The 20,060-nt window shown below is 48.0% G+C and carries 15 protein-coding genes and 2 tRNA genes; all 17 read left to right on the forward strand.

Annotated features, from left to right (window positions below):
- The first annotated feature begins 318 nt into the window (after nt 1-318).
- The 17 genes from pyrR (at nt 319) to MKX68_RS20835 (ending at nt 20,015) form a co-directional block, all read left to right on the forward strand.
- Entirely contained in the window at nt 319-882 is a 564-nt protein-coding gene (pyrR, locus tag MKX68_RS20755; protein WP_017687330.1) for a bifunctional pyr operon transcriptional regulator/uracil phosphoribosyltransferase PyrR, read from the forward strand.
- Nucleotides 882-1,793 (forward strand): aspartate carbamoyltransferase catalytic subunit, encoded by a 912-nt coding sequence (locus MKX68_RS20760; RefSeq protein WP_036674848.1) that lies wholly within the window; start codon nt 882-884, stop codon nt 1,791-1,793. Before pyrR ends, MKX68_RS20760 begins: the two co-directional genes overlap by 1 nt.
- Before the next feature lie 126 nt (nt 1,794-1,919).
- Nucleotides 1,920-3,224 (forward strand): dihydroorotase, encoded by a 1,305-nt coding sequence (locus MKX68_RS20765; RefSeq protein WP_074095838.1) that lies wholly within the window; start codon nt 1,920-1,922, stop codon nt 3,222-3,224.
- A gap of 362 nt (nt 3,225-3,586) precedes the next feature.
- Nucleotides 3,587-4,729 carry a glutamine-hydrolyzing carbamoyl-phosphate synthase small subunit gene (carA, locus tag MKX68_RS20770; RefSeq protein WP_047843735.1) on the forward strand — a complete coding sequence of 381 codons (1,143 nt, stop codon included), beginning with the start codon at nt 3,587-3,589 and terminating at the stop codon, nt 4,727-4,729.
- Between the two features lies 1 nt (nt 4,730).
- Complete coding sequence (carB, locus tag MKX68_RS20775) at nt 4,731-7,949, forward strand: carbamoyl-phosphate synthase large subunit (protein ID WP_253439279.1); 3,219 nt, start codon at nt 4,731-4,733, stop codon at nt 7,947-7,949.
- Nucleotides 7,950-8,051: 102 nt separating this feature from the next.
- Entirely contained in the window at nt 8,052-8,792 is a 741-nt protein-coding gene (gene pyrF / locus MKX68_RS20780; protein WP_339790545.1) for an orotidine-5'-phosphate decarboxylase, read from the forward strand.
- Nucleotides 8,789-9,430 (forward strand): orotate phosphoribosyltransferase, encoded by a 642-nt coding sequence (gene pyrE / locus MKX68_RS20785; RefSeq protein WP_340913971.1) that lies wholly within the window; start codon nt 8,789-8,791, stop codon nt 9,428-9,430. The genes pyrF and pyrE overlap by 4 nt, the downstream gene beginning before the upstream one ends.
- Before the next feature lie 290 nt (nt 9,431-9,720).
- Nucleotides 9,721-10,650, forward strand: coding sequence for an ABC transporter ATP-binding protein (locus MKX68_RS20790; protein WP_340913972.1), 930 nt, complete (start codon nt 9,721-9,723; stop codon nt 10,648-10,650).
- The gene (locus MKX68_RS20795) at nt 10,613-11,722 is read left to right on the forward strand and encodes an efflux RND transporter periplasmic adaptor subunit (protein WP_017687338.1); all 1,110 of its coding nucleotides are present in this window, start codon (nt 10,613-10,615) and stop codon (nt 11,720-11,722) included. Before MKX68_RS20790 ends, MKX68_RS20795 begins: the two co-directional genes overlap by 38 nt.
- Nucleotides 11,722-14,643: an ABC transporter permease gene (locus MKX68_RS20800; protein ID WP_340913973.1), complete on the forward strand. Its 2,922-nt coding sequence runs from the start codon at nt 11,722-11,724 to the stop codon at nt 14,641-14,643. Before MKX68_RS20795 ends, MKX68_RS20800 begins: the two co-directional genes overlap by 1 nt.
- A gap of 2 nt (nt 14,644-14,645) precedes the next feature.
- Nucleotides 14,646-15,509 carry an ABC transporter ATP-binding protein gene (locus MKX68_RS20805; RefSeq protein WP_340913974.1) on the forward strand — a complete coding sequence of 288 codons (864 nt, stop codon included), beginning with the start codon at nt 14,646-14,648 and terminating at the stop codon, nt 15,507-15,509.
- Between the two features lie 20 nt (nt 15,510-15,529).
- Nucleotides 15,530-16,981, forward strand: a complete 1,452-nt coding sequence (locus tag MKX68_RS20810; protein WP_340913975.1) for an ABC transporter substrate-binding protein — start codon at nt 15,530-15,532, stop codon at nt 16,979-16,981.
- Between the two features lie 106 nt (nt 16,982-17,087).
- Entirely contained in the window at nt 17,088-17,279 is a 192-nt protein-coding gene (locus MKX68_RS20815) for a hypothetical protein (RefSeq protein ID WP_047843730.1), read from the forward strand.
- Nucleotides 17,280-17,349: 70 nt separating this feature from the next.
- Nucleotides 17,350-17,423, forward strand: a tRNA-Met gene (locus MKX68_RS20820).
- A 56-nt stretch (nt 17,424-17,479) separates the two neighbouring features.
- Nucleotides 17,480-17,553 (forward strand) — tRNA-Ile (locus MKX68_RS20825).
- 242 nt (nt 17,554-17,795) lie between these two features.
- On the forward strand, nt 17,796-18,218 hold the full coding sequence (locus tag MKX68_RS20830; protein WP_036614795.1) for a hypothetical protein: 423 nt from the start codon (nt 17,796-17,798) through the stop codon (nt 18,216-18,218).
- Nucleotides 18,219-18,458: 240 nt separating this feature from the next.
- Nucleotides 18,459-20,015 (forward strand): tetratricopeptide repeat protein, encoded by a 1,557-nt coding sequence (locus tag MKX68_RS20835; protein WP_340913976.1) that lies wholly within the window; start codon nt 18,459-18,461, stop codon nt 20,013-20,015.
- Nucleotides 20,016-20,060: the final 45 nt, after the last annotated feature.

Below are 20,060 nucleotides of genomic sequence, written 5' to 3' on the forward strand. Positions count from 1 at the left end.
GGTGTTGACAGGGGGTTGTCTTTCTGTCATAATTCATGAAGACAAACGGACATATTGATTACAGAACCCTGTGAGGTCCTGCAATATGAACGACATGAATAGCACCTTTAAATCAGTCCCGTGAGACTGGCAAGGTAACGTGAACGATACATCGTTTTTTTGCTGCGGCAAATGAAGCGATGCATCCCCGAGAGTAAACTTTCTTCAGAGCGGTCTGAAGTTCGGAGACTCCTTGCCAATAAACACGGCAAGGAGTCTTTTTTTTCTCCTCGTCACGGGGCCATGATGCTGAAGGGAAATCCTGAGGAGGCTGAACGCATGAGCACAGAGACACATGTCATTATGGATGAGACGGCGATCCGCCGCGCATTAACACGGATCGCCCATGAGATATTGGAGAAAAACAAAGGAATCGACGATTGTGTGCTGGTCGGTATCCGTACACGTGGGGTTTACCTCGCAGAACGGATTGCCGCGAAGATTGAAGAAATCGAAGGCGCTAAAGTCCCCTGGGGAGAACTGGATGTAACTCCTTACCGCGATGACCGCTTGGACGAAAATAAAGCGAATCGCAAGGAAATGTTGATTATGACACCTGAATCACTTTCGATCCATAACAAAAAAGTGATTTTGTTCGATGATGTGCTCTATACCGGCCGGACGATTCGCGCAGCGATGGATGCCCTGATGGACTGTGGAAGACCACAGAACATTCAGCTGGCTGTACTCGCAGACCGTGGACACCGGGAACTTCCAATTCGACCTGATTTTATCGGTAAAAATGTACCGACTTCCAAATCAGAGGAGATCGAAGTTGCACTCATGGAAACGGACGGACAGGATGAAGTCAAAATCACTCAGAACCGGGGGGAGCAAGCATGATGATTACACAGACAGCATTGAGAGACCGGAGCTTGCTTGGACTGAAGGAACTTAGTCGAGGAGAAATCGAGTCCATTCTGAACAGAGCGGCTCACTGGGAAGCGCAGAAAGAGAAACTGGTTCCTGTACTGGAATCACGCTTCGTTGCAAACATGTTCTTCGAGAACAGCACACGTACCCGCTTCTCCTTCGAAATGGCAGAGAAACGCCTGGGCGCACAAGTGCTGAACTTTACGGCAGCCGCATCCAGTGTGGAAAAAGGAGAGTCCATCTACGATACGGTACGAACACTTGAGTCGATGGGCATTGATGCAGGCGTGATCCGGTTGAAACCGGCAGGGGTTCTGCAACAACTGGCTCAGAAAGTGAATGTACCACTCGTCAACGCCGGAGACGGCAACAATGAGCATCCCACACAGGCGCTGCTGGACCTCTACACGATGAGGAAAGCATTTGGCGAACTGAAAGGTTTGCGTGTTTCCATCATTGGTGACATCCTGCATAGCCGTGTAGCTCGTTCCAACCTGTGGGCACTGCAAAAGTTTGGTGCAGATGTACGCTTCTGTGCACCGCAAACGATGCAGGCACCGGAACTCGCAGAGCATGCTCCTTATGTCGGTCTTGAAGAAGCGCTGGATGCAGATGTAGTCATGATGCTCCGTGTTCAACTGGAACGTCATCAACATGGCTTAATTACTTCAGCTGAGGATTATCGCGAACACTACGGATTGACGGAAGAACGGGCATCACGCCTAAAACCAAGCACCATTATCATGCACCCTGCTCCAGTGAATCGCAACGTCGAGGTAGATGACGCGGTTGTGGAAAGTGAAGCATCACGGATCTTCCCGCAGATGGCAAACGGTGTTCCAATCCGCATGGCGGTTATGGAACGTGCGATGAAACTGTAACAGGGTCTGGCTGTGGGTCATAGGCTGACGGTACGGTAGTTCTTATAGAGCAATAAGAGAGTACACGATAAAGAAAATCATCCGGCTTGCCTGGTAAGCCGGACAGAACCGAAGCGGAGGGCAATTATGCTACAGATTATAAAAAACGCGAACGTCTTGAACCAAAAAGGGGAACTTGAACGGAAAACCATCATTATAGATGAAGGTAAAATTAAAAAGATCGCTGGTCTGGAAGACCAAGCCGTTCTGGATGCCGAAAAGTCAGCGCAAAGTGTGACAGACGCATCAGGCAAACTGGTCATTCCGGGATTGATCGATATGCACGTGCATCTGCGTGAACCTGGATTCGAACACAAAGAGACAATCGAGACAGGTGCCCGTTCAGCAGCACAAGGTGGTTTTACGACAATCGCTTGCATGCCAAACACGAGACCAGTTACAGATACAGCGGAAGTTGTGAAACTGGTATTGGATAAAGCCAAAGAAGCTGATCTTGTTAAAGTGTTGCCTTATGCAGCCATTACAAAAAACGAACTGGGTCGTGAACTTACCGATTTTGCCGCATTAAAAGAAGCAGGCGCTATTGGATTCACAGATGACGGTGTAGGCGTACAAAACGCTCAAATGATGAAAGATGCCATGAGCCTCGCAGCAAGCATGGATATGCCAGTGATCGCTCACTGTGAAGATGACTCACTGGTTGTAGGTGGATATGTGACGGAAGGCGAGTTTTCGAAACGTCATGGCATCAAAGGCATTCCTAATGAATCCGAGGCTATCCACGTAGGCCGTGATATTCTGCTCGCAGAAGCAACGGGAGTTCATTACCACGTCTGCCACGTAAGTACAGAGCAATCGGTTCGCCTGATTCGTCTGGCGAAGTCCATCGGCATTAAAGTAACTGCTGAGGTATGTCCACACCATCTGGTGTTGTCGGATGAAGATATCCCGGGCATGGATGCCAACTGGAAAATGAACCCGCCGCTACGCTCACCACGCGATGTGCAGGCGTGTATCGAAGGTTTGCTGGACGGCACGCTGGATATGATCGTAACTGATCACGCGCCACACAGTGAAGAAGAGAAAGCCAAAGGCATGGAGCTGGCACCTTTCGGAATCGTAGGATTCGAAACAGCCTTCCCGCTGCTATACACCAAGTTTGTGGAAACAGGACTGTGGAGCTTGGACTTCCTGGTGAAACGCATGACAGCTGATCCGGCACGTGTATTCCGACTGGATACTGGCAAGCTTGAAGAGGGAGCACCAGCGGATATCACGATGATTGACCTGAACGAGGAAAAAGCAGTTGATCCTGCAACGTTTGCAACCAAAGGAAGAAACACACCATTCACAGGCTGGAAGCTGAAAGGCTGGGCCGTACAAACTTGGGTGGATGGCAAAAGCGTGTGGCATAACACGGTACAACAGTAAAACGGTAATTTAGTAAATTAATAAATTAGTAACTCTATATTTTTAACTCTTTAAATCAGTAACATCTTTTCAACTAACTCGAGGCAAATCATGCCGAGAGTCTAACATACGAAACAAGCAAAGTTGAATGTCATGATTTTGAACTTGGACACTAACGTAACTGCGGAGCGGACAGAAAAGACCCGAAGAAGCAAAGCGTTCGCCTTTATCACCGGATTACATCATTTGAAAAATGATAAAAAGTAATCCGGGGATAACAGCGATCAAAGGGTTTTCTGTCAGCGGAGCCGCACAATCGTAACGTCCCCCATGTTCAACCCAAATGCCATTCAACGTTGATAAACACAGAGGAGTGAAATGGGATGCAGGCACAGGCAAGATTATTGTTGGAAGACGGCACACTGTTCACCGGGAAAGCATTTGGTGCTGAAGGTGAAACTACAGGTGAGGTCGTTTTTAATACGGGAATTACAGGCTATCAAGAGGTGCTTTCGGATCCTTCCTATTGCGGTCAAATCGTAACCATGACGTATCCGCTGATCGGAAACTACGGTATTACGCGTGATGACTTTGAGTCGATTCGTCCATACGTACACGGTTTCGTTGTGCGTCGTCATGAGCCAACGCCAAGCAACTGGCGTGCGGAATACAGTGTAGACAATCTGCTCAAAGAATACGGCATCGTAGGAATCAGCGAAATTGATACACGCATGTTGACTCGCCGGATTCGTCACCACGGCACAATGAAGGGAATTCTCACAACAGGATCGAAGCCTGTGGAAGAACTGCTGGAGATGATGGGAGACACAACCATCGCCGAGCTGCGTAACCAGGTGCCAATGACTTCTACGGAGCATGTCTACAACAGCCCGGGAACGGCTGAACGTATTGTGCTTGTGGATTACGGTGCTAAAACAGGAATCTTGCGCGAACTCAGCAAACGTAACTGTGACGTTGTTGTTGTTCCACACGATGTAACAGCAGACGAGATTCGTCGCCTGAACCCGGACGGCATTCAACTGTCCAACGGCCCTGGGGACCCGAAAGACGTACCTCACGCAGTTAACATGATCAGTGAACTGCTTGGCGAATACCCGATCTTCGGTATCTGCCTGGGTCACCAGTTGTTCGCACTTGCGGCAGGAGCAGACACCGAAAAACTTAAGTTCGGACATCGTGGAGGAAACCACCCGGTGAAAGAACTGGAGAGCGGACGTTGCTTCATCACATCCCAGAACCATGGATTTACCGTAAACGAAGAGTCTGTGAAGAGTACAGACCTGGAAGTTACACATATCAACAATAACGATAAGACCATTGAAGGTCTGAAACATAAATCCTTCCCGGCATTCTCGGTTCAATATCACCCTGAAGCAGCCCCGGGTCCTTACGACAACAGCTATCTGTTCGACCGCTTCATCGAGATGATTCGTGAGCACAAGATCACTAACCCGCAAAAGCCGCGTCAAGCCGTATTGGCAGCCGCAGTGAAAGGAGCACAATAACATGCCGATTAACAAAGATCTCAAAAAAATCCTGGTGATTGGTTCCGGTCCAATCGTCATCGGTCAAGCGGCCGAGTTTGACTATGCCGGTACACAAGCTTGCCAGGCTCTGAAAGAAGAAGGCGTGGAAGTTGTACTTATCAACAGCAACCCGGCGACCATTATGACGGATACAAACATGGCTGACAAAGTCTACATTGAGCCAATTACACTGGATTTTGTAACCCAAATCATTCGTCAGGAGCGTCCAGACGGCTTGCTGCCAACACTGGGTGGTCAGACAGGTCTGAACATGGCGGTAGAACTGGCACGTGCAGGCGTGCTGGAACGTGAAAATGTGAAATTGCTTGGAACACAGCTGACTTCCATCGAGAAAGCGGAAGATCGTGATCTGTTCCGTGACCTGATGCGTGAACTGGAACAGCCTGTACCTGAGAGTGTGATCGTAACGACACTTGAAGAATCACTTGAATTTGCAAATGAGATTGGTTATCCAATCATCGTGCGTCCAGCCTATACGCTGGGCGGAACAGGCGGCGGAATCTGTGCGAACGAAGAAGAGCTGCGCGAGACGGTGGTAGCGGGAATTCGTTACAGCCCGATTGGGCAATGTCTGGTCGAGAAGAGCATTGCAGGCATGAAAGAAGTCGAGTATGAGGTTATGCGGGACAAAAACGATAACTGTATCGTTGTCTGCAACATGGAAAACTTCGACCCGGTAGGGGTTCATACAGGCGACAGTATCGTTGTAGCACCAAGCCAAACTCTGTCGGACCGTGAATATCAAATGCTGCGTTCAGCTTCCCTGAAAATCATCCGTGCCCTGAACATCGAGGGTGGATGTAACGTACAGTTTGCACTGGACCCACACAGCTTCCAATACTATGTTATCGAAGTAAATCCACGGGTAAGCCGTTCATCAGCTCTGGCTTCCAAAGCAACGGGTTATCCGATTGCCAAAATGGCTGCCAAAATCGCGATGGGTTACACGTTGGATGAAATCGTGAACCCGGTAACAGGCCAAACGTACGCTTGTTTCGAGCCTACGCTGGATTATATCGTGAGCAAAATCCCACGCTGGCCGTTCGACAAGTTCATCTCGGCGAACCGTAAACTGGGAACTCAGATGAAAGCAACAGGCGAAGTAATGGCTATTGGCCGGACATTCGAAGAGTCGATTCACAAAGCAGTTCGTTCCCTGGAAATTGGCGTACATCGCCTCTACCTGAAGGATGCCGAAACGCTGGACGAAGCTACCCTGAACGAGCGTCTGATCAAAGCAGATGATGAGCGTATCTTCCTGATTGCCGAAGCATTCCGCAGAGGTTATACGTTGCAACAGCTACAGGATCTGACCAAGATTGACTGGTGGTTCCTGGACAAAATTGAAGGTCTGATCGCATTCGAAGATCGCATTCGCGAAGAATCCGAGTTGTCTTCCGACATTCTGTATCAAGCGAAACGCCTTGGATTCACAGACCGTGCCATTGCTGAACTGCGTGCGCAAGGTCAACCTGGAGGCACATTAACAACTGAAGCGGAAGTTAGAACTCGTCGGGAGGCAGAGAACCTGCGCCCAGTGTACAAAATGGTAGATACATGTGCAGCTGAGTTCGAAGCAACAACGCCATATTACTACTCAACTTACGAGACAGAGAATGAAGTGATCCCTTCAGACAAGAAAAAAGTTGTGGTACTGGGTTCAGGACCAATCCGGATCGGTCAAGGGATCGAATTCGACTACTCTACTGTACACGCAGTATGGGCATTGCAAAAAGCAGGATATGAAGCAGTCATTATCAACAATAACCCGGAGACGGTGTCTACGGACTTTAATACATCAGATCGCCTATACTTTGAACCGCTCTTCTTCGAAGATGTCATGAACGTGATTGAACAGGAGAAACCAGTAGGGGTTATCGTACAGTTCGGTGGTCAAACGGCCATCAACCTGGCAGCACCACTGCGTAATGCAGGTGTAACCATTCTCGGAACGGATCTGGAAAGCATCGATGAGGCGGAGGACCGCAAGAAGTTCGAACGTCTGCTCTCCCGTCTGGAGATTGCACAGCCAAAAGGTAAAACAGTCATTTCCGTTGATGATGCGGTAGAAACAGCTCAAAGTCTGGGCTACCCGGTACTGGTTCGTCCTTCCTATGTACTTGGCGGTCGTGCGATGGAGATTGTATACTCCGATGCTGAATTGCTGACATACATGGAACAGGCGGTTAAAATCAATCCAGAGCATCCGGTCCTGATCGACCGTTATATGATGGGTAAAGAAGTTGAGGTTGACGCCATCTGTGATGGTGAAACGGTATTGATTCCAGGAATCATGGAACATATCGAGCGTGCAGGGGTTCACTCTGGTGACTCCATCGCGGTATATCCTCCTCAACACCTGTCCCAGGATATGAAAGAGAAAATTGTAGAGATTACAATCAAAATTGCGAAAGAACTGAAAACGGTAGGTTTGGTCAACATCCAGTTTGTTATCCATGATGGCCAAGTGTACATTATCGAGGTGAACCCACGTTCATCCCGTACCGTACCATTCCTGAGCAAAGTAACCAACATTCCGATGGCGAACTTGGCAACACAAGCCATTCTGGGTGTGAAACTAAAAGATCTTGGTTATGTTGACGGGCTGTGGCCTGAATCGGATCATGTATCTGTTAAAGTTCCGGTCTTCTCCTTCGCGAAGCTGCGTCGTGTAGAACCAACCCTCGGACCTGAGATGAAGTCTACAGGTGAGGTTATGGGTCGTGACCCGAATTACGCTAAAGCATTGTTCAAAGGTCTTATCGGCGCAGGAATGAAAATTCCGGCAACCGGAGCAATTGTTGTGACTGTAGCAGACAAAGACAAAGACGAAGCGGTTCCTTTGCTCGAAGGTTTCTACAGACTGGGTTACAAAATCATGGCTACCGGCGGAACAGCAGCTGCGCTTGAAGCTGCGAACATTCCGGTAACGACTGTGAACAAATTAAGTGAAGGTTCGCCGAACATTCTCGATATGATTCGTAGCGGCGAAGCAAACTTTGTCTTCAATACACTCACCAAAGGCAAAACACCGCAGCGTGATGGATTCCGTATCCGTCGTGAAGCGGTAGAGAACGGCATTGTATGTATGACTTCATTGGATACGATTCGTGCGCTGCTGATCATGCTGCAAACAATCAACTTCTCTTCGGAAGCAATGCCTGTCTTTGTAAAATAATAACTCTCTGATGAAGGACATCAGTCAGCCTGCGGGCTGGCGGGATGTCCTTTATATCGGGCAAAAACGGAAAAAATGAGCAAGTGGAGGGGAGCGCTGGTGATGAATCAAGCGAGTTTCAATGAAATGGCTGGCCGTCTGATGGTGGCACTGGATTATCCTGGAGCAGAAGAAGCGAAAGCATTGGTACAAGCTCTTGAAGGCATTCCCTGTTATCTGAAGGTGGGTATGCAGCTGTTCTACGCAGCAGGACCGGACTTTATTCGGGAGCTAAAATCCAAAGGATACTCCGTTTTTCTGGATGTGAAAATGCATGACATTCCCAACACCGTTCGTGGCGGTGCTGAAAGTATCACACGTCTGGGTGTAGACATGTTCAATGTACATGCAGCAGGTGGAGCCCTCATGATGCGGGCTGCACGTGAAGGGGCTGAGGCAGCTATAGCTGCTGATCCTTCCCTTAGCAAGCCCGAGATTATTGCAGTCACCCAACTGACCAGTACAAGTCTGGAAACGATGAATAACGAGATTGGCATTCCGGGAAGTGTGGAAGCTGCTGTGGTCCGTTATGCAGGACTGGCCCAAGAGGCTGGACTGGATGGGGTTGTTGCTTCTCCGCTGGAAGTACCTGCAATTCGGGCAGCGTGTGGCAGTGCTTTTCACACCGTTACACCAGGAATTCGTCCAGCGGGTAGTGGTCTGGGAGATCAGACACGCGTCTTGACGCCGGGTGAAGCCATTTCCAGAGGTAGCCATTACATTGTTGTAGGCAGACCCATTACAGGCGCTCCCAATCCGCGTGAAGCGGCAGAAACCATTTTGAAGGAGATGTTGAACGCATGATCGAACTGAATGAGATTCCGAATCATATTGCTTCCCAACTTTTGAAAATTAAAGCCGTGGCGTTACGTCCGCAGCAGCCATTTACATGGACATCCGGCATCAAATCACCAATATACTGTGATAACCGCTTAACGATGTCCTATCCGGAGATTCGCAACGATATCGCTGAAGCATTTGCAACAATCATTCGGAACCAGTACCCGGATGCAGAAGTCATCGCAGGTACAGCAACCGCAGGTATTCCGCATGCTGCCTGGGTGGCTCAGAAGCTGGATCTGCCGATGGCCTACATTCGTGATAAAGCGAAAGGACACGGCAAGGAGAACCTGATCGAAGGTCTGATTACCGAAGGACAGAAAGTGGTTGTCATCGAAGATCTGATCTCTACAGGTGGAAGCTCGATCAAAGCAGCCGAAGCCGTACGTGTAGCAGGCGCAACACCCCTCGCCGTACTTGCCATTTTCAGCTACCAGCTGGATAAAGGTGTTAAAGCATTCGAAGACGCAGGAATTCCACTTCAGACGCTGTCCAATTACACGGCGCTGATGGATGTGGCTTTGGCTGAGGGAACGATTCAGGAGAGTGACTTTGAGTTGCTTAAATCCTGGCGTGAAGATCCTTCTTCATTTGGTAAATAATATCATTGATAGCTCGAAAAAGTGTTCATGAATGAACGGTATCAAAATTGTAATGATTGCCGTCATAGCGGCAAAACCATGGAATATGCAAGAGGCATCCCGCACTTTGGGGTGCTTTTTTCGTTTGTTCATCAAAATATTAACTTTTTCCCTCTACCGTTGTAAAAAGCTTGTAACTTTTAGTTGGGATCGGTCGTTTATAATTCAGTGTAGGTTGGAACAGATTTCTATTTTTAGGTTTTTTGAAGAAGTGATCGGGATATCAAGAAAGGATGAGCGTGATTGCTGGCATGAAGAATTTATTTCTCAGAAAAAGACCTGCCAAGAGCCAGTCAGGCGATGAAGATCAACAGGGGGAAGCGCAGCTGGAGGCATCGACGGTTTCGGGAGAAAATACATACAACAATGAACACGATCACCCGACGAGTGAACCTCCGTTACCTGAAAGTGAAATCGCTTCAGATGAAGTGGCTGCAGCTGCTGTCACTACCGTTGATGAACCCCAGAAGAAGATCAAACCAAAGAAGGATATGCTGCCTCCATATGATGGACCTGTACTCGAGGTCCGTAACGTGCATCGCAGTTTCCAGACAGGCAGTCGTATCATCCATGTGCTCAAAGGTATTGATATGGAAGTGAATCCACAACAACTGGTCATGCTGAAGGGGCGATCAGGCTCAGGCAAAACAACGCTGCTGAATATGCTCGGTGGACTGGATCAGCCTTCAAGTGGAGATATTCTGTTCTCTGGTCAGCCTCTTCAGGATTGGGGAGATCGGCGGCGGACCGCTTTGCGGCGCAAAGAGATCGGTTTTATTTTTCAGGCATATGCACTCATGCCCTTATTATCTGCTTGGGAAAATGTAGAACTGTCGCTGCGTATGGCGGACGTTCCGCGAGCGGAGTGGAAGGACAGGGTTGGTCACTGTCTGGATCTGGTTGGATTATCCAAACGGGTGAAGCACCGACCTTTCGAGATGTCCGGGGGAGAGCAACAGCGGGTGGCTATAGCCAAGGCGATTGCTCATAGACCCAGATTGTTGCTTGCGGATGAGCCTACAGCGGAACTGGATTCCAAGATGGGCGCTCAGGTCATGGCCGTATTCCGCAATATTATTGAAGTAGAACAAGTAACGATATGTATGACTACACACGATCCTACAATTTTGGAGGTTGCGGACCATGTTTATGAAATGGCGGACGGCAGATTTATCAAGTAAAGGTGCCGCTCCGAAGAGGGGGAAACGCGCAGCACTTATTGTACTTGGTGCGATAATGGTTGCAACGATGTCCGGCTGCTCATTGCTGCCGTCAGAAACAGAGGAAGAAGTGCTTCCGCCTATCACACCACCAACGATCTCCAAGAAACCGGAATATGAAGTCCGGACGGAAACGTTGGAGAAAAAAGTAAGTGGTAGTGGCAAGATGATGAGTCAGCGGGAAGAGAAGGTGTACTTCACGCTCGATGGCATGCATGTCAAAGAGTTGAATGTTAAACCAGGGGATAAAGTGAAAAAGGGTCAACTTCTCGCGGTGCTCGATGTGGAGAGTGTGGAGAAGGAGATCCGTGGCAAGAAACTGGCTATTCGCAAATCCGAAGTTCAAATGAAGGAAACACTCCGCAAGAAGGATGAGATGGACCCAGTGGAGTTCGAAGAAGCAACGATTGCTTTTGAAGAACTGCGCCAGGAACTCGCTGATCTGGAAGAACAACTGGGCAAAGCCACGTTGACTGCTCCGTTTGGCGGCACCGTTATTGCTGTGCAGGTAGAGAAAGGTGCAGCAGTGAAAGCGTATGATCCGATTGCTACAATTGCGGATACATCGAATCTGGTTGTGGCTGCAACCTTTGCCAAGGAAGATCTGGAGAAGTTCTCAGCCGGGATGAAGGCAGAAGTAGATATTAATGGAGCCGGTAAAGTCGCTGGCAAAATTAAAGTTATGCCTATCGCGGAAGCATCGGGAAGCGGCAGTGGCGAAGGAACGGGTGAAGGCGGTACGCCTCCAACCAAGGAAACGCTGGATAAGTATGTTATCGTTACACTTGCAAAAATGCCAAAAGGTGTGGAACGTGGCACACCACTATCAGTCTCGATTGTAACGCAGCGTACCGAGAACGCGATTGTGATTCCTGTATCCGCTTTACGCTCCATCGGTTCAAGAACGTACGTACAAGTCGTGGAGAGTGATGGCAGCAAGCGTGAAGTGGACGTTGAAGTTGGACAACAGACATCGACAGATGTCGAGATTCTGAAAGGTCTGACCGTAGGCCAGAAAGTAGTGGGACGCTAATGGGGCTGCCATTGCTTCGGCTGCTGTTCCGCAAAATGTGGAACACGCGCTGGATGACCTTCAGCACACTGATCGGATTGATTGTGGCGGTTGCGTTCACCGTCAGTATTCCAATGTATGCCGATGGTGCGTTGAAACGGGTCGTCGCGCAAACGCTGCAGGATAACAGTGAAGGGTTACCAGCCGGTTCGTTACTTATGAGTTATCAGGCACCTGGTGGGGTGAAGACAGACACTCGGGGTCTGGACGAAGTAGATCGTTATATTCGTGAGGATGTTCCTCGCGAAATCGGTTTTCCTTTTCATACGTATGTGAATTCCAGATCTATACGCAGCACAGAGGTGAGCCCGGAAGATCCAACCAAAGTGGATGCCAGCAGGGTACGCAGTATGAGTCTGGGTACGATGAGTGGGCTGGATGCACAGGTGAATTACTCTGCCGGAGTGAAACCTGGCAATCAGGTTAAAGACGACATTATCGAGGCAGTCATGCTGGAAGAAGGCATGTACCGTAACGATCTGCATATCGGCGATATTCTGGAATATCCGGTGTATAGCGGTCTTGATATCACGTTACGTGTGAAGATTACGGGGTCCTTCAAGGCAGATGATCCGAACAGCCCCTACTGGGTACAAGGATTTGACGGCATGATGAATGGACTATATGTGGATGAATCGGTTTTTAATGATGTTTTACTGAAGGAAAAAGGGATTCCACTTCAAAATTCACGCTGGTATTATGCCTTTGATCTGAAAGAAATTCAAACTAGCCAGTTATCAGGTCTGACTTCCATGCTGGAAAGGCTGGATATCGATCTGTATCAGCGGTTGAAAGATACAAAAGTGGACATTACCTTCGGTGATCTGCTCAAGCAGTTCCGCAGTCAGAGTCTGCAATTGCAGACGATGCTGTTTACCTTGGCAGCACCGATGATTGCGATGGTCTTTTATTTTATTGCGATGAACGCCAGACAGTCTTTACAGAAGCAAGAGAGTGATATTGCGGTATTGCGTAGCCGTGGAGCTTCAGCTCGGCAGATCTTCTCTCTTTACCTGCTTGAAGGTATATTCCTGGGCGTTATTGCGCTGGTTATTGGGCCGTTGCTCGGTTGGTCTATGGCCAAGAGTATCGGTTCAGCAAGTGGTTTTCTCTCGTTCGTAGATCGGAAGTCTATTCCGATCGGTGTATCCAAAGAAGCTATTCTCCTGGGCGTAGCAGCGGTCCTTGTAGCAATCATCGCATCACTTATCCCTGCGATAACCTATGCACGGGCAACCATTGTATCTGCCAAACGGCGGCAAGCACGGACAGACCGTGCTCCAGTATGGCAACGCTGGTTCCTGGACGTTGTGTTGCTGGGTCTGGCCGGATATGGATACTACCTGTTCTATGAACGTCAGATGTTGACCTTTCAGACTGGAATGACAACCGATCAGTTGCAGGTACAGCCGTTTCTGTTCTTTGTACCCGCACTCGCGATCTTTGCGCTCGGACTATTCTTCCTGCGCTTGTTCCCGTGGATATTGAAGCTTATTCAGTTGATCGGTCGCAAGTTTCTCCCGGTCCCGTTGTATCTGACATTAACACAGTTATCGCGTTCATCTTCTTCATATTATCCGCTGATGATCCTCCTTGTACTGACATTGGGACTTGGGGTGTACAACTCGGCTGCGGCTCGGACGATTGATCTGAATTCAACTGAGCGTACCTTGTACCGTTATGGTTCTGATGTGATTATGCAGACAGTGTGGGAAGGAACACCTGAGGTTAAACCCGGTGGTTCCGGACAGAATGGCGGTACGGGTGGAGGTCAACAAGGTGGTGGCAATGGAGGAGGAGGTTCTGCTGGTGGGGGTTCCGGCGGAGGCAATGGCGGTGGAGGTGCTCCGGGTGGTGGCGGCGGTTCTTCGCAGCCATCCAAAGTCATCTACTCCGAACCTCCATTCGAAGTGTTCCGCAGATTAGATGGTGTGGAACATGCAGCACGAGTGCTGCAGACCAAAGGCAATATTATCGTCTCTGGTAAATCGGGCGGACAGGGGATGCTCGTCGGAATTGATAATGTGGACTTTGCTCAAGTGGCGTGGTTCCGCAACGATCTGTTCCCGGCACATCCCTACAAGTACCTTGACTTGCTTGGTAAATACGAAGGGGCTGTATTGATCTCTTCCAAATTTGCTGACAAGTTCAAACTCAAAACTGGAGATCTCGTCTCCATGGGTGTACAGGGACAGGCGATTGAATTCGTCGTCTTTGGTATCATTCCTTACTGGCCAGCCCAGTATCCGGATCAGATGCCATTCTTCGTGGCGAATCTGGATTATATCTATGATCAGGTGCCTCTGATTCCTTATGAGGTATGGCTGAAAATGGAACCGGATGCCAAAGTGGCTCCACTAATGGAGAAACTTGCAGCAGAAGGCATTGAGTTATCTTCTGTGCGTGACGTCCGCACCGAATTGGTATCCCAAGGTAAACACCCGTCACGAGGTGGCGTATTCGGGATTCTGAGCCTTGGTTTCCTGGTATCGGTAATTATCTCGTTGATCGGATACGTGCTGTACTGGTTCTTCAACCTGTCCGGACGTGTTGTGCAGTTTGGTGTATTACGAGCCATGGGGTTATCACGCGCACAACTGAGCGGTATGCTGCTGCTGGAGCAGGTGTTCACAGCAGGGCTATCGATCCTGCTAGGTATCGGGATTGGTCAGGTATCCAGTCGTTTATTCCTGCCATTCCTGCAAACGACAGATAATGTATCTGCTCAGGTACCTCCATTCCGGATTGTGTTTGAACAGCAAGATATGTTGCAACTGTATGGGGTCACCGTAGTGATGCTGGTCATTGGTGCAACGATGTTGCTCTGGCAGATTCGCAGACTGCGGGTTCACCAGGCAGTCAAAATGGGAGAGGAGAGGTAAACGTGATCCAATGCGAAGGACTTGTCAAAATTTTCAAATCCAGCGATGTGGAAGTCGTTGCCCTACAGGGTCTCAACCTGACTGTCAATCAAGGTGAAATGATGGCCATCATCGGTAACAGCGGTAGCGGTAAATCCACGCTGCTGAATATTCTGGGCGGACTTGATCGTCCTACAGCTGGTACCGCTGTTGTGGGAGATTGGGATTTACTCAAGATGACAGACGCCCAATTGGTTGAATACAAACGTCATACGGTAGGTTTTATCTGGCAAAATAACGGTCGTAACTTGCTGCCTTATCTAACTGCACTGGAAAATGTAGAGACTCCCATGATTCTGGGAGGCAAGCGTGATCGTTCTTACGCGAAACAGTTGCTCGAATGGGTAGGCCTTAAGGATCGGATGCATAACAAATTGCATCAATTGTCAGGAGGAGAGCAGCAACGGGTAGCGATTGCGATCTCATTATCCAATCGTCCCAAAATTCTGCTTGCAGATGAACCAACCGGTTCGGTCGATTCCGAGACATGTGATACAATCATGGGCATTTTCCGAAGAATGAACAAGGAACTGGGCGTTACGATTGTCATCGTTACCCATGACTTGACGCTTGCTGGCAAGGTAGACCGGATCGTTGCGATTCGGGACGGCTTGACCAGTACCGAGTTTGTGAAGCGCAACCCGAATCTGGATGATGAGCATAACTTGTCCGAGGCGGGTATGCCAGACATCCATGAAGCATTTGTCATTATAGACCGTGCAGGACGACTTCAGGTGCCAAAAGAGTATCTGGAGGCCTTATCCATTGATAACCGGGCTACATTGGAATTTGACGGTGAACGTATTGTCATTACACCGCCAAGATAATTAAGAGGGGGAACTGGGAAATGAAGAATAGTATGTGGGGAAAACGTGTGCTGGCTGTCATGGCTACAGCAACGCTGGCATTACCGCTGATTGCTGGCTGTACGGCAAGTGAGGCCAAAGATACGGAGCAACGTGTATTACGTGTGGCTACAATGTGGGGAGGGCAAGACGACAGTTATTTCCGTCAACAATTCACTGATGCTTTTGAATTGACACATCCCAATGTAACCATCGAAATTGTAGCTGCTGTTGATCAGAGCAGCATGTATGGATATGGGAACACCGAAGAACAGCAGGAAGTTCCGGATACGATGGAAAGTCTGAAGAAGATTATGACTGGGGATAACCCGGTTGACGTTATCGTGGCTGATACCGCCACAGTGAAATCATTAATTCAGGAGAATCTGGTGAAACAGCTGGACCCACTGATGCAGGAAGACAAGTTTGATACCAGTGATATCGTGCCTAGTGTACTGGAGGGAATTAAGGACCTTGGGGATCAGAGCATTTATGCATTGACACCAACGTTCTCCTCATCCGCTTTGTTCTATAACAAGGGTTTGTTTGAAAAAGCAGGCGTGGAACCGCCAACAGACAACATGACATGGGACGATATTTTCAATCTGGGTACCCGTTTAACGAAAGGTGAAGGTAAAGATCATGTATTTGGTTTCTCCTTCACGACATATCAGGGTGGTTCGCCGTACTACTCCATGCAACAGTACTACAGCGCGTTGCAGCTGAAGACGTTTGATGACAAAGCAGAGAAGATGACCGTAGATTCTCCTCAATGGGAGAAAGTGTGGAGCACCATCAGCAAACTTGCGATTGACAAAGTTATTCCTAAAGGCGACGAACCTCAGGATCAGAATCCGAGTGGGCGTTATGATCCAGTACAGGGTGACCTGTTCCTGAGTGGCAAGTCAGCCATGGTTATTGGTGATTACAGCTATATTAATCAATTAATTGATGCCAATAAAAATGCGGATAAAATGAAAGACTTTACGAAAGTGGATTGGGATGTGGTAACACCTCCAGTTCACCCGGAAGCTCCTGAAATTGGAGGCAGCATCTACCTGAGCAACCTCATGGCGATTAATAGTGCGGCTCAGAACCCGGATGATGCGTGGGAACTGATCAAGTACATGAACAGTGAGGACTGGGCTAAGATCAAAGCACGTAGCAGCTATGAGATGGTATCACGGAAGAGCTTCATTAAGCCCAAAGACGGCCTGGATTATAACATTCAAGCATTCTATGCGCTGAAGCCGATTCCGCCAACAAATACCAATCTGGATAAAATGTATCAAAAATCCCCAGGTTTATGGCAAGTAAATGAAAAAGGTATGGAATATTTCAACCAAGTACTAGAGAACAAAAAGACACCAAAAGAAGCACTTGGTGAGTGGGCAGCTAAAGGAAACGAGATGCTGGAGAAATTGAAAAAGGATCCTAAAGCTACGTTTCAATGAGATTTGATGAAGTAGTCATATCATAAGTTAAGGATAGCCGCTGAAGATTTTAATCTTTGGCGGCTATTTTTATGAAAATGGGGTATTCTACAAAAAGCAGGAATAAATGACGACTCCGGAAAGGACGAGCGGTATGCACTGGGTATATTTCAGCAAGTTGTATGCAACCAAATTTCAGGCAGGATGTCTGGCCAAACGTATGGAGCAGGATGGGTGGATTTACGGTCATAATGAACCAGCGGAAGTGGAAGTTTATCGATCACGTAAAGGTCGTTATGGTGTTCGATTTATTCCCTGACATTACCCCTTGACTTATCGGGATAGAATGGTGTATATTAATTAAGTCGCTGTTTTAATATTTTTACTGACGCGGGGTGGAGCAGCCCGGTAGCTCGTCGGGCTCATAACCCGAAGGCCGCAGGTTCAAATCCTGCCCCCGCAATTTAGTTTCACTTGGATGATTCACAGCCATCATCTGCACGTTATACATTATGTCTAGGGCCCTTAGCTCAGTTGGTTAGAGCGGTCGGCTCATAACCGATTGGTCACAGGTTCGAGTCCTGTAGGGCCCATACTCTTAAAACCCTTGCCTAGCAAGGGTTTTTTTCTGTCTGCATGTAAGCTCTTCTGTCTGGATGTAAGCTCTTCTGTCTGCATGTAAGCTCTTCTGTCTGCATGTAAGCTCTGGAGTAAAAGGTATCTTGTTAATGGTGTCTTTCTAGTATGCCCTTTTTTTCGAATCACGATGTATGTCCATGCCATATCTCAAATCTCGCATATACTACCTTATCCCAACCCATAGGAGGTAGATTTCATGAGTCAATTTCTTGATGCAAGAACATCTCAGAATGCGAGTTTGGCTAACTCTATCGCAATACCAATCCTGGTTATTAACACACCACAATTATTCGGCCAGATTGGTCTGCAAACAGCAGGAGCAGGGGCAAACCCACGGGTACAATTCAAAGGAACGGTGTCTGTGCAACTTCCTTTGGCGCTCGTTGGTGTAACTATTACAATTGTTAGGGGGACTTTGGCTACGGACCCTGTGATTTATTCCGCAACGTCTACGTTTAGCTTGAGTGTCCTTGCACCTCAGATTATTACGTTCTCTGCGGATGACTTCAATCCGCCTATCACGCCTCAATTGACGTACACTGCATTTATTAGCTCCAACTTGCTCGGAACGATCCGTGTAGGCCCTGAGAACTTTGACGGAGCCGTGTATTCCGACTAATGTTGAGTGTCCTTGCCTGAGTATACTAGATCAATAGTCTTCTTAATTGAAAGGCCTCACGGACCTGCCCTCAAAAGCAGGTTTTTTTCTTGTTGAAGGGGAAAACTGAACTTCATCGAGTAAATGGGGTTCTATGATATAATGCATTACAGAGATTGAATAATGGTATTGGACATACAATAGTACGTGAACATCTGAGAAACGTATGAAATTAGTGATAGAAAGCAGGTTTCCATTTTAATGACGTCAAATGAAAGTCAACGTTTTCGTTACAGTGAAGCTCCGGTCTGGGATTGGCAGAGAGCTTATTATGAACAGAAGGGGCTACAAGCTTGGACAGAGAACCAAGTCCCTCAATATATTACGAGTAATCCGATGATTGCCACGGCGTATGCAGAGATGATCTTTGGGTTTCTTCAGGACCTCTCGAACCAAGGAAAGATCACTGAGACCGTAACCATTCTTGAACTAGGAGCGGGTGTAGGGCGTTTGGCACATCAAGTTCTCCTGAAACTGATTGAGTTAAAAGAATTTGCTGGAATACAGTTACCGCCTTTCAGATATGTGATGACGGATCTCGTAGCGGAGAATGTGCTGGGTTGGCAGGAGCATCCATCCATGCAATCCTTTATTCAACAAGGTATAGTGGATTTTGCACGTTTTGACGCTGTAGCGGATACGGAATTGAATCTGGTCGTTGCAGGCACGGTTATTCGGCCCGGTGACCTGAAACAACCGTTGTTGTTGATTGCCAATTATTTTTTTGACAGCATTCCGCAGGAATTAATCTACATTGGGGATGGCGAGATATACGAGTGTGATCTGCTTGTTCAGTCTCCGGATCGTCGTCTTGATCTTGAGCCCGCTGAGATGCTGAAGAACATGACGCTGAGTTATGAATATCGCCGAGCGCCGGAATACAGTGCGGATAACTATCCGTATCAGGAGCTTATCACATTGTACAAAGAGGAACTGGAGGATTCGCACATTCTGTTCCCTGCAATTGGTTTGTCTTGTCTCGAACGGTTGAACAAGCTGTCACAGTCAGGTTATGTGTTGATTACCGCTGATAAAGGGGATCATCGCCTGGATAATTGGAAGTTCGCAGAGCCGCCTGAATTTGTTCTGCACGGAAGTTTTTCTTTAACAGCCAACTACCATGCCATTCAGTATGTCTTGGAACAACAGGGTGCCCATACACGATTCACCACACATCATTATAAAGATCTGAATGTTGGGTGCATGTTAATGGTGGACGAACCCATCAGTTATGTGAATACACGTCTCGCCTACCATCGATTTGTTGAACGTTTTGGACCGGATGACTTTTTCAGCATGAAACAATGGGTAGACTCTCGAATAGAGAGTATGGAGTTGAAGCATATTTTACCGTTTTGGCGTCTGGGCGGATATGATGCAGAGTTCTTGATTCACAGTGCGACGCACATTTCCAGTCTTCTTCCCGATGCAAGTGATGAGGAAATGCTTGATATTCAGTCTGGTATTCATACGATGTGGTCGTCCTATTATGTGATGGAGCAGCAAGGAGGTCTCGCATTTCTGGCAGGGCAGCTATTATATGAGATGTATATGTATGAGGATGCAAAACGTTTTCTGGAGATATCATTGGTTGCAGATCCGAGTAACCATAATCCGGCAGTCTTGTATGACTTGGCTGTGTGCTGTTATGAACTTGAACTGGAAGAAGAAACCCTGTCATATACCCATAAAGTATTGGCTCTGGAACCTGATCATGAAGAGGCAGCAGCGTTGCTGCAGAGTTTCGAGTTGAACTGAACGAACAATTTTAGTTTGTCTCCTGTATGTAGGATGTAAATGGTA

Source organism: Paenibacillus sp. FSL M8-0212 (assembly GCF_038004645.1).
Lineage (GTDB): Bacteria > Bacillota > Bacilli > Paenibacillales > Paenibacillaceae > Paenibacillus.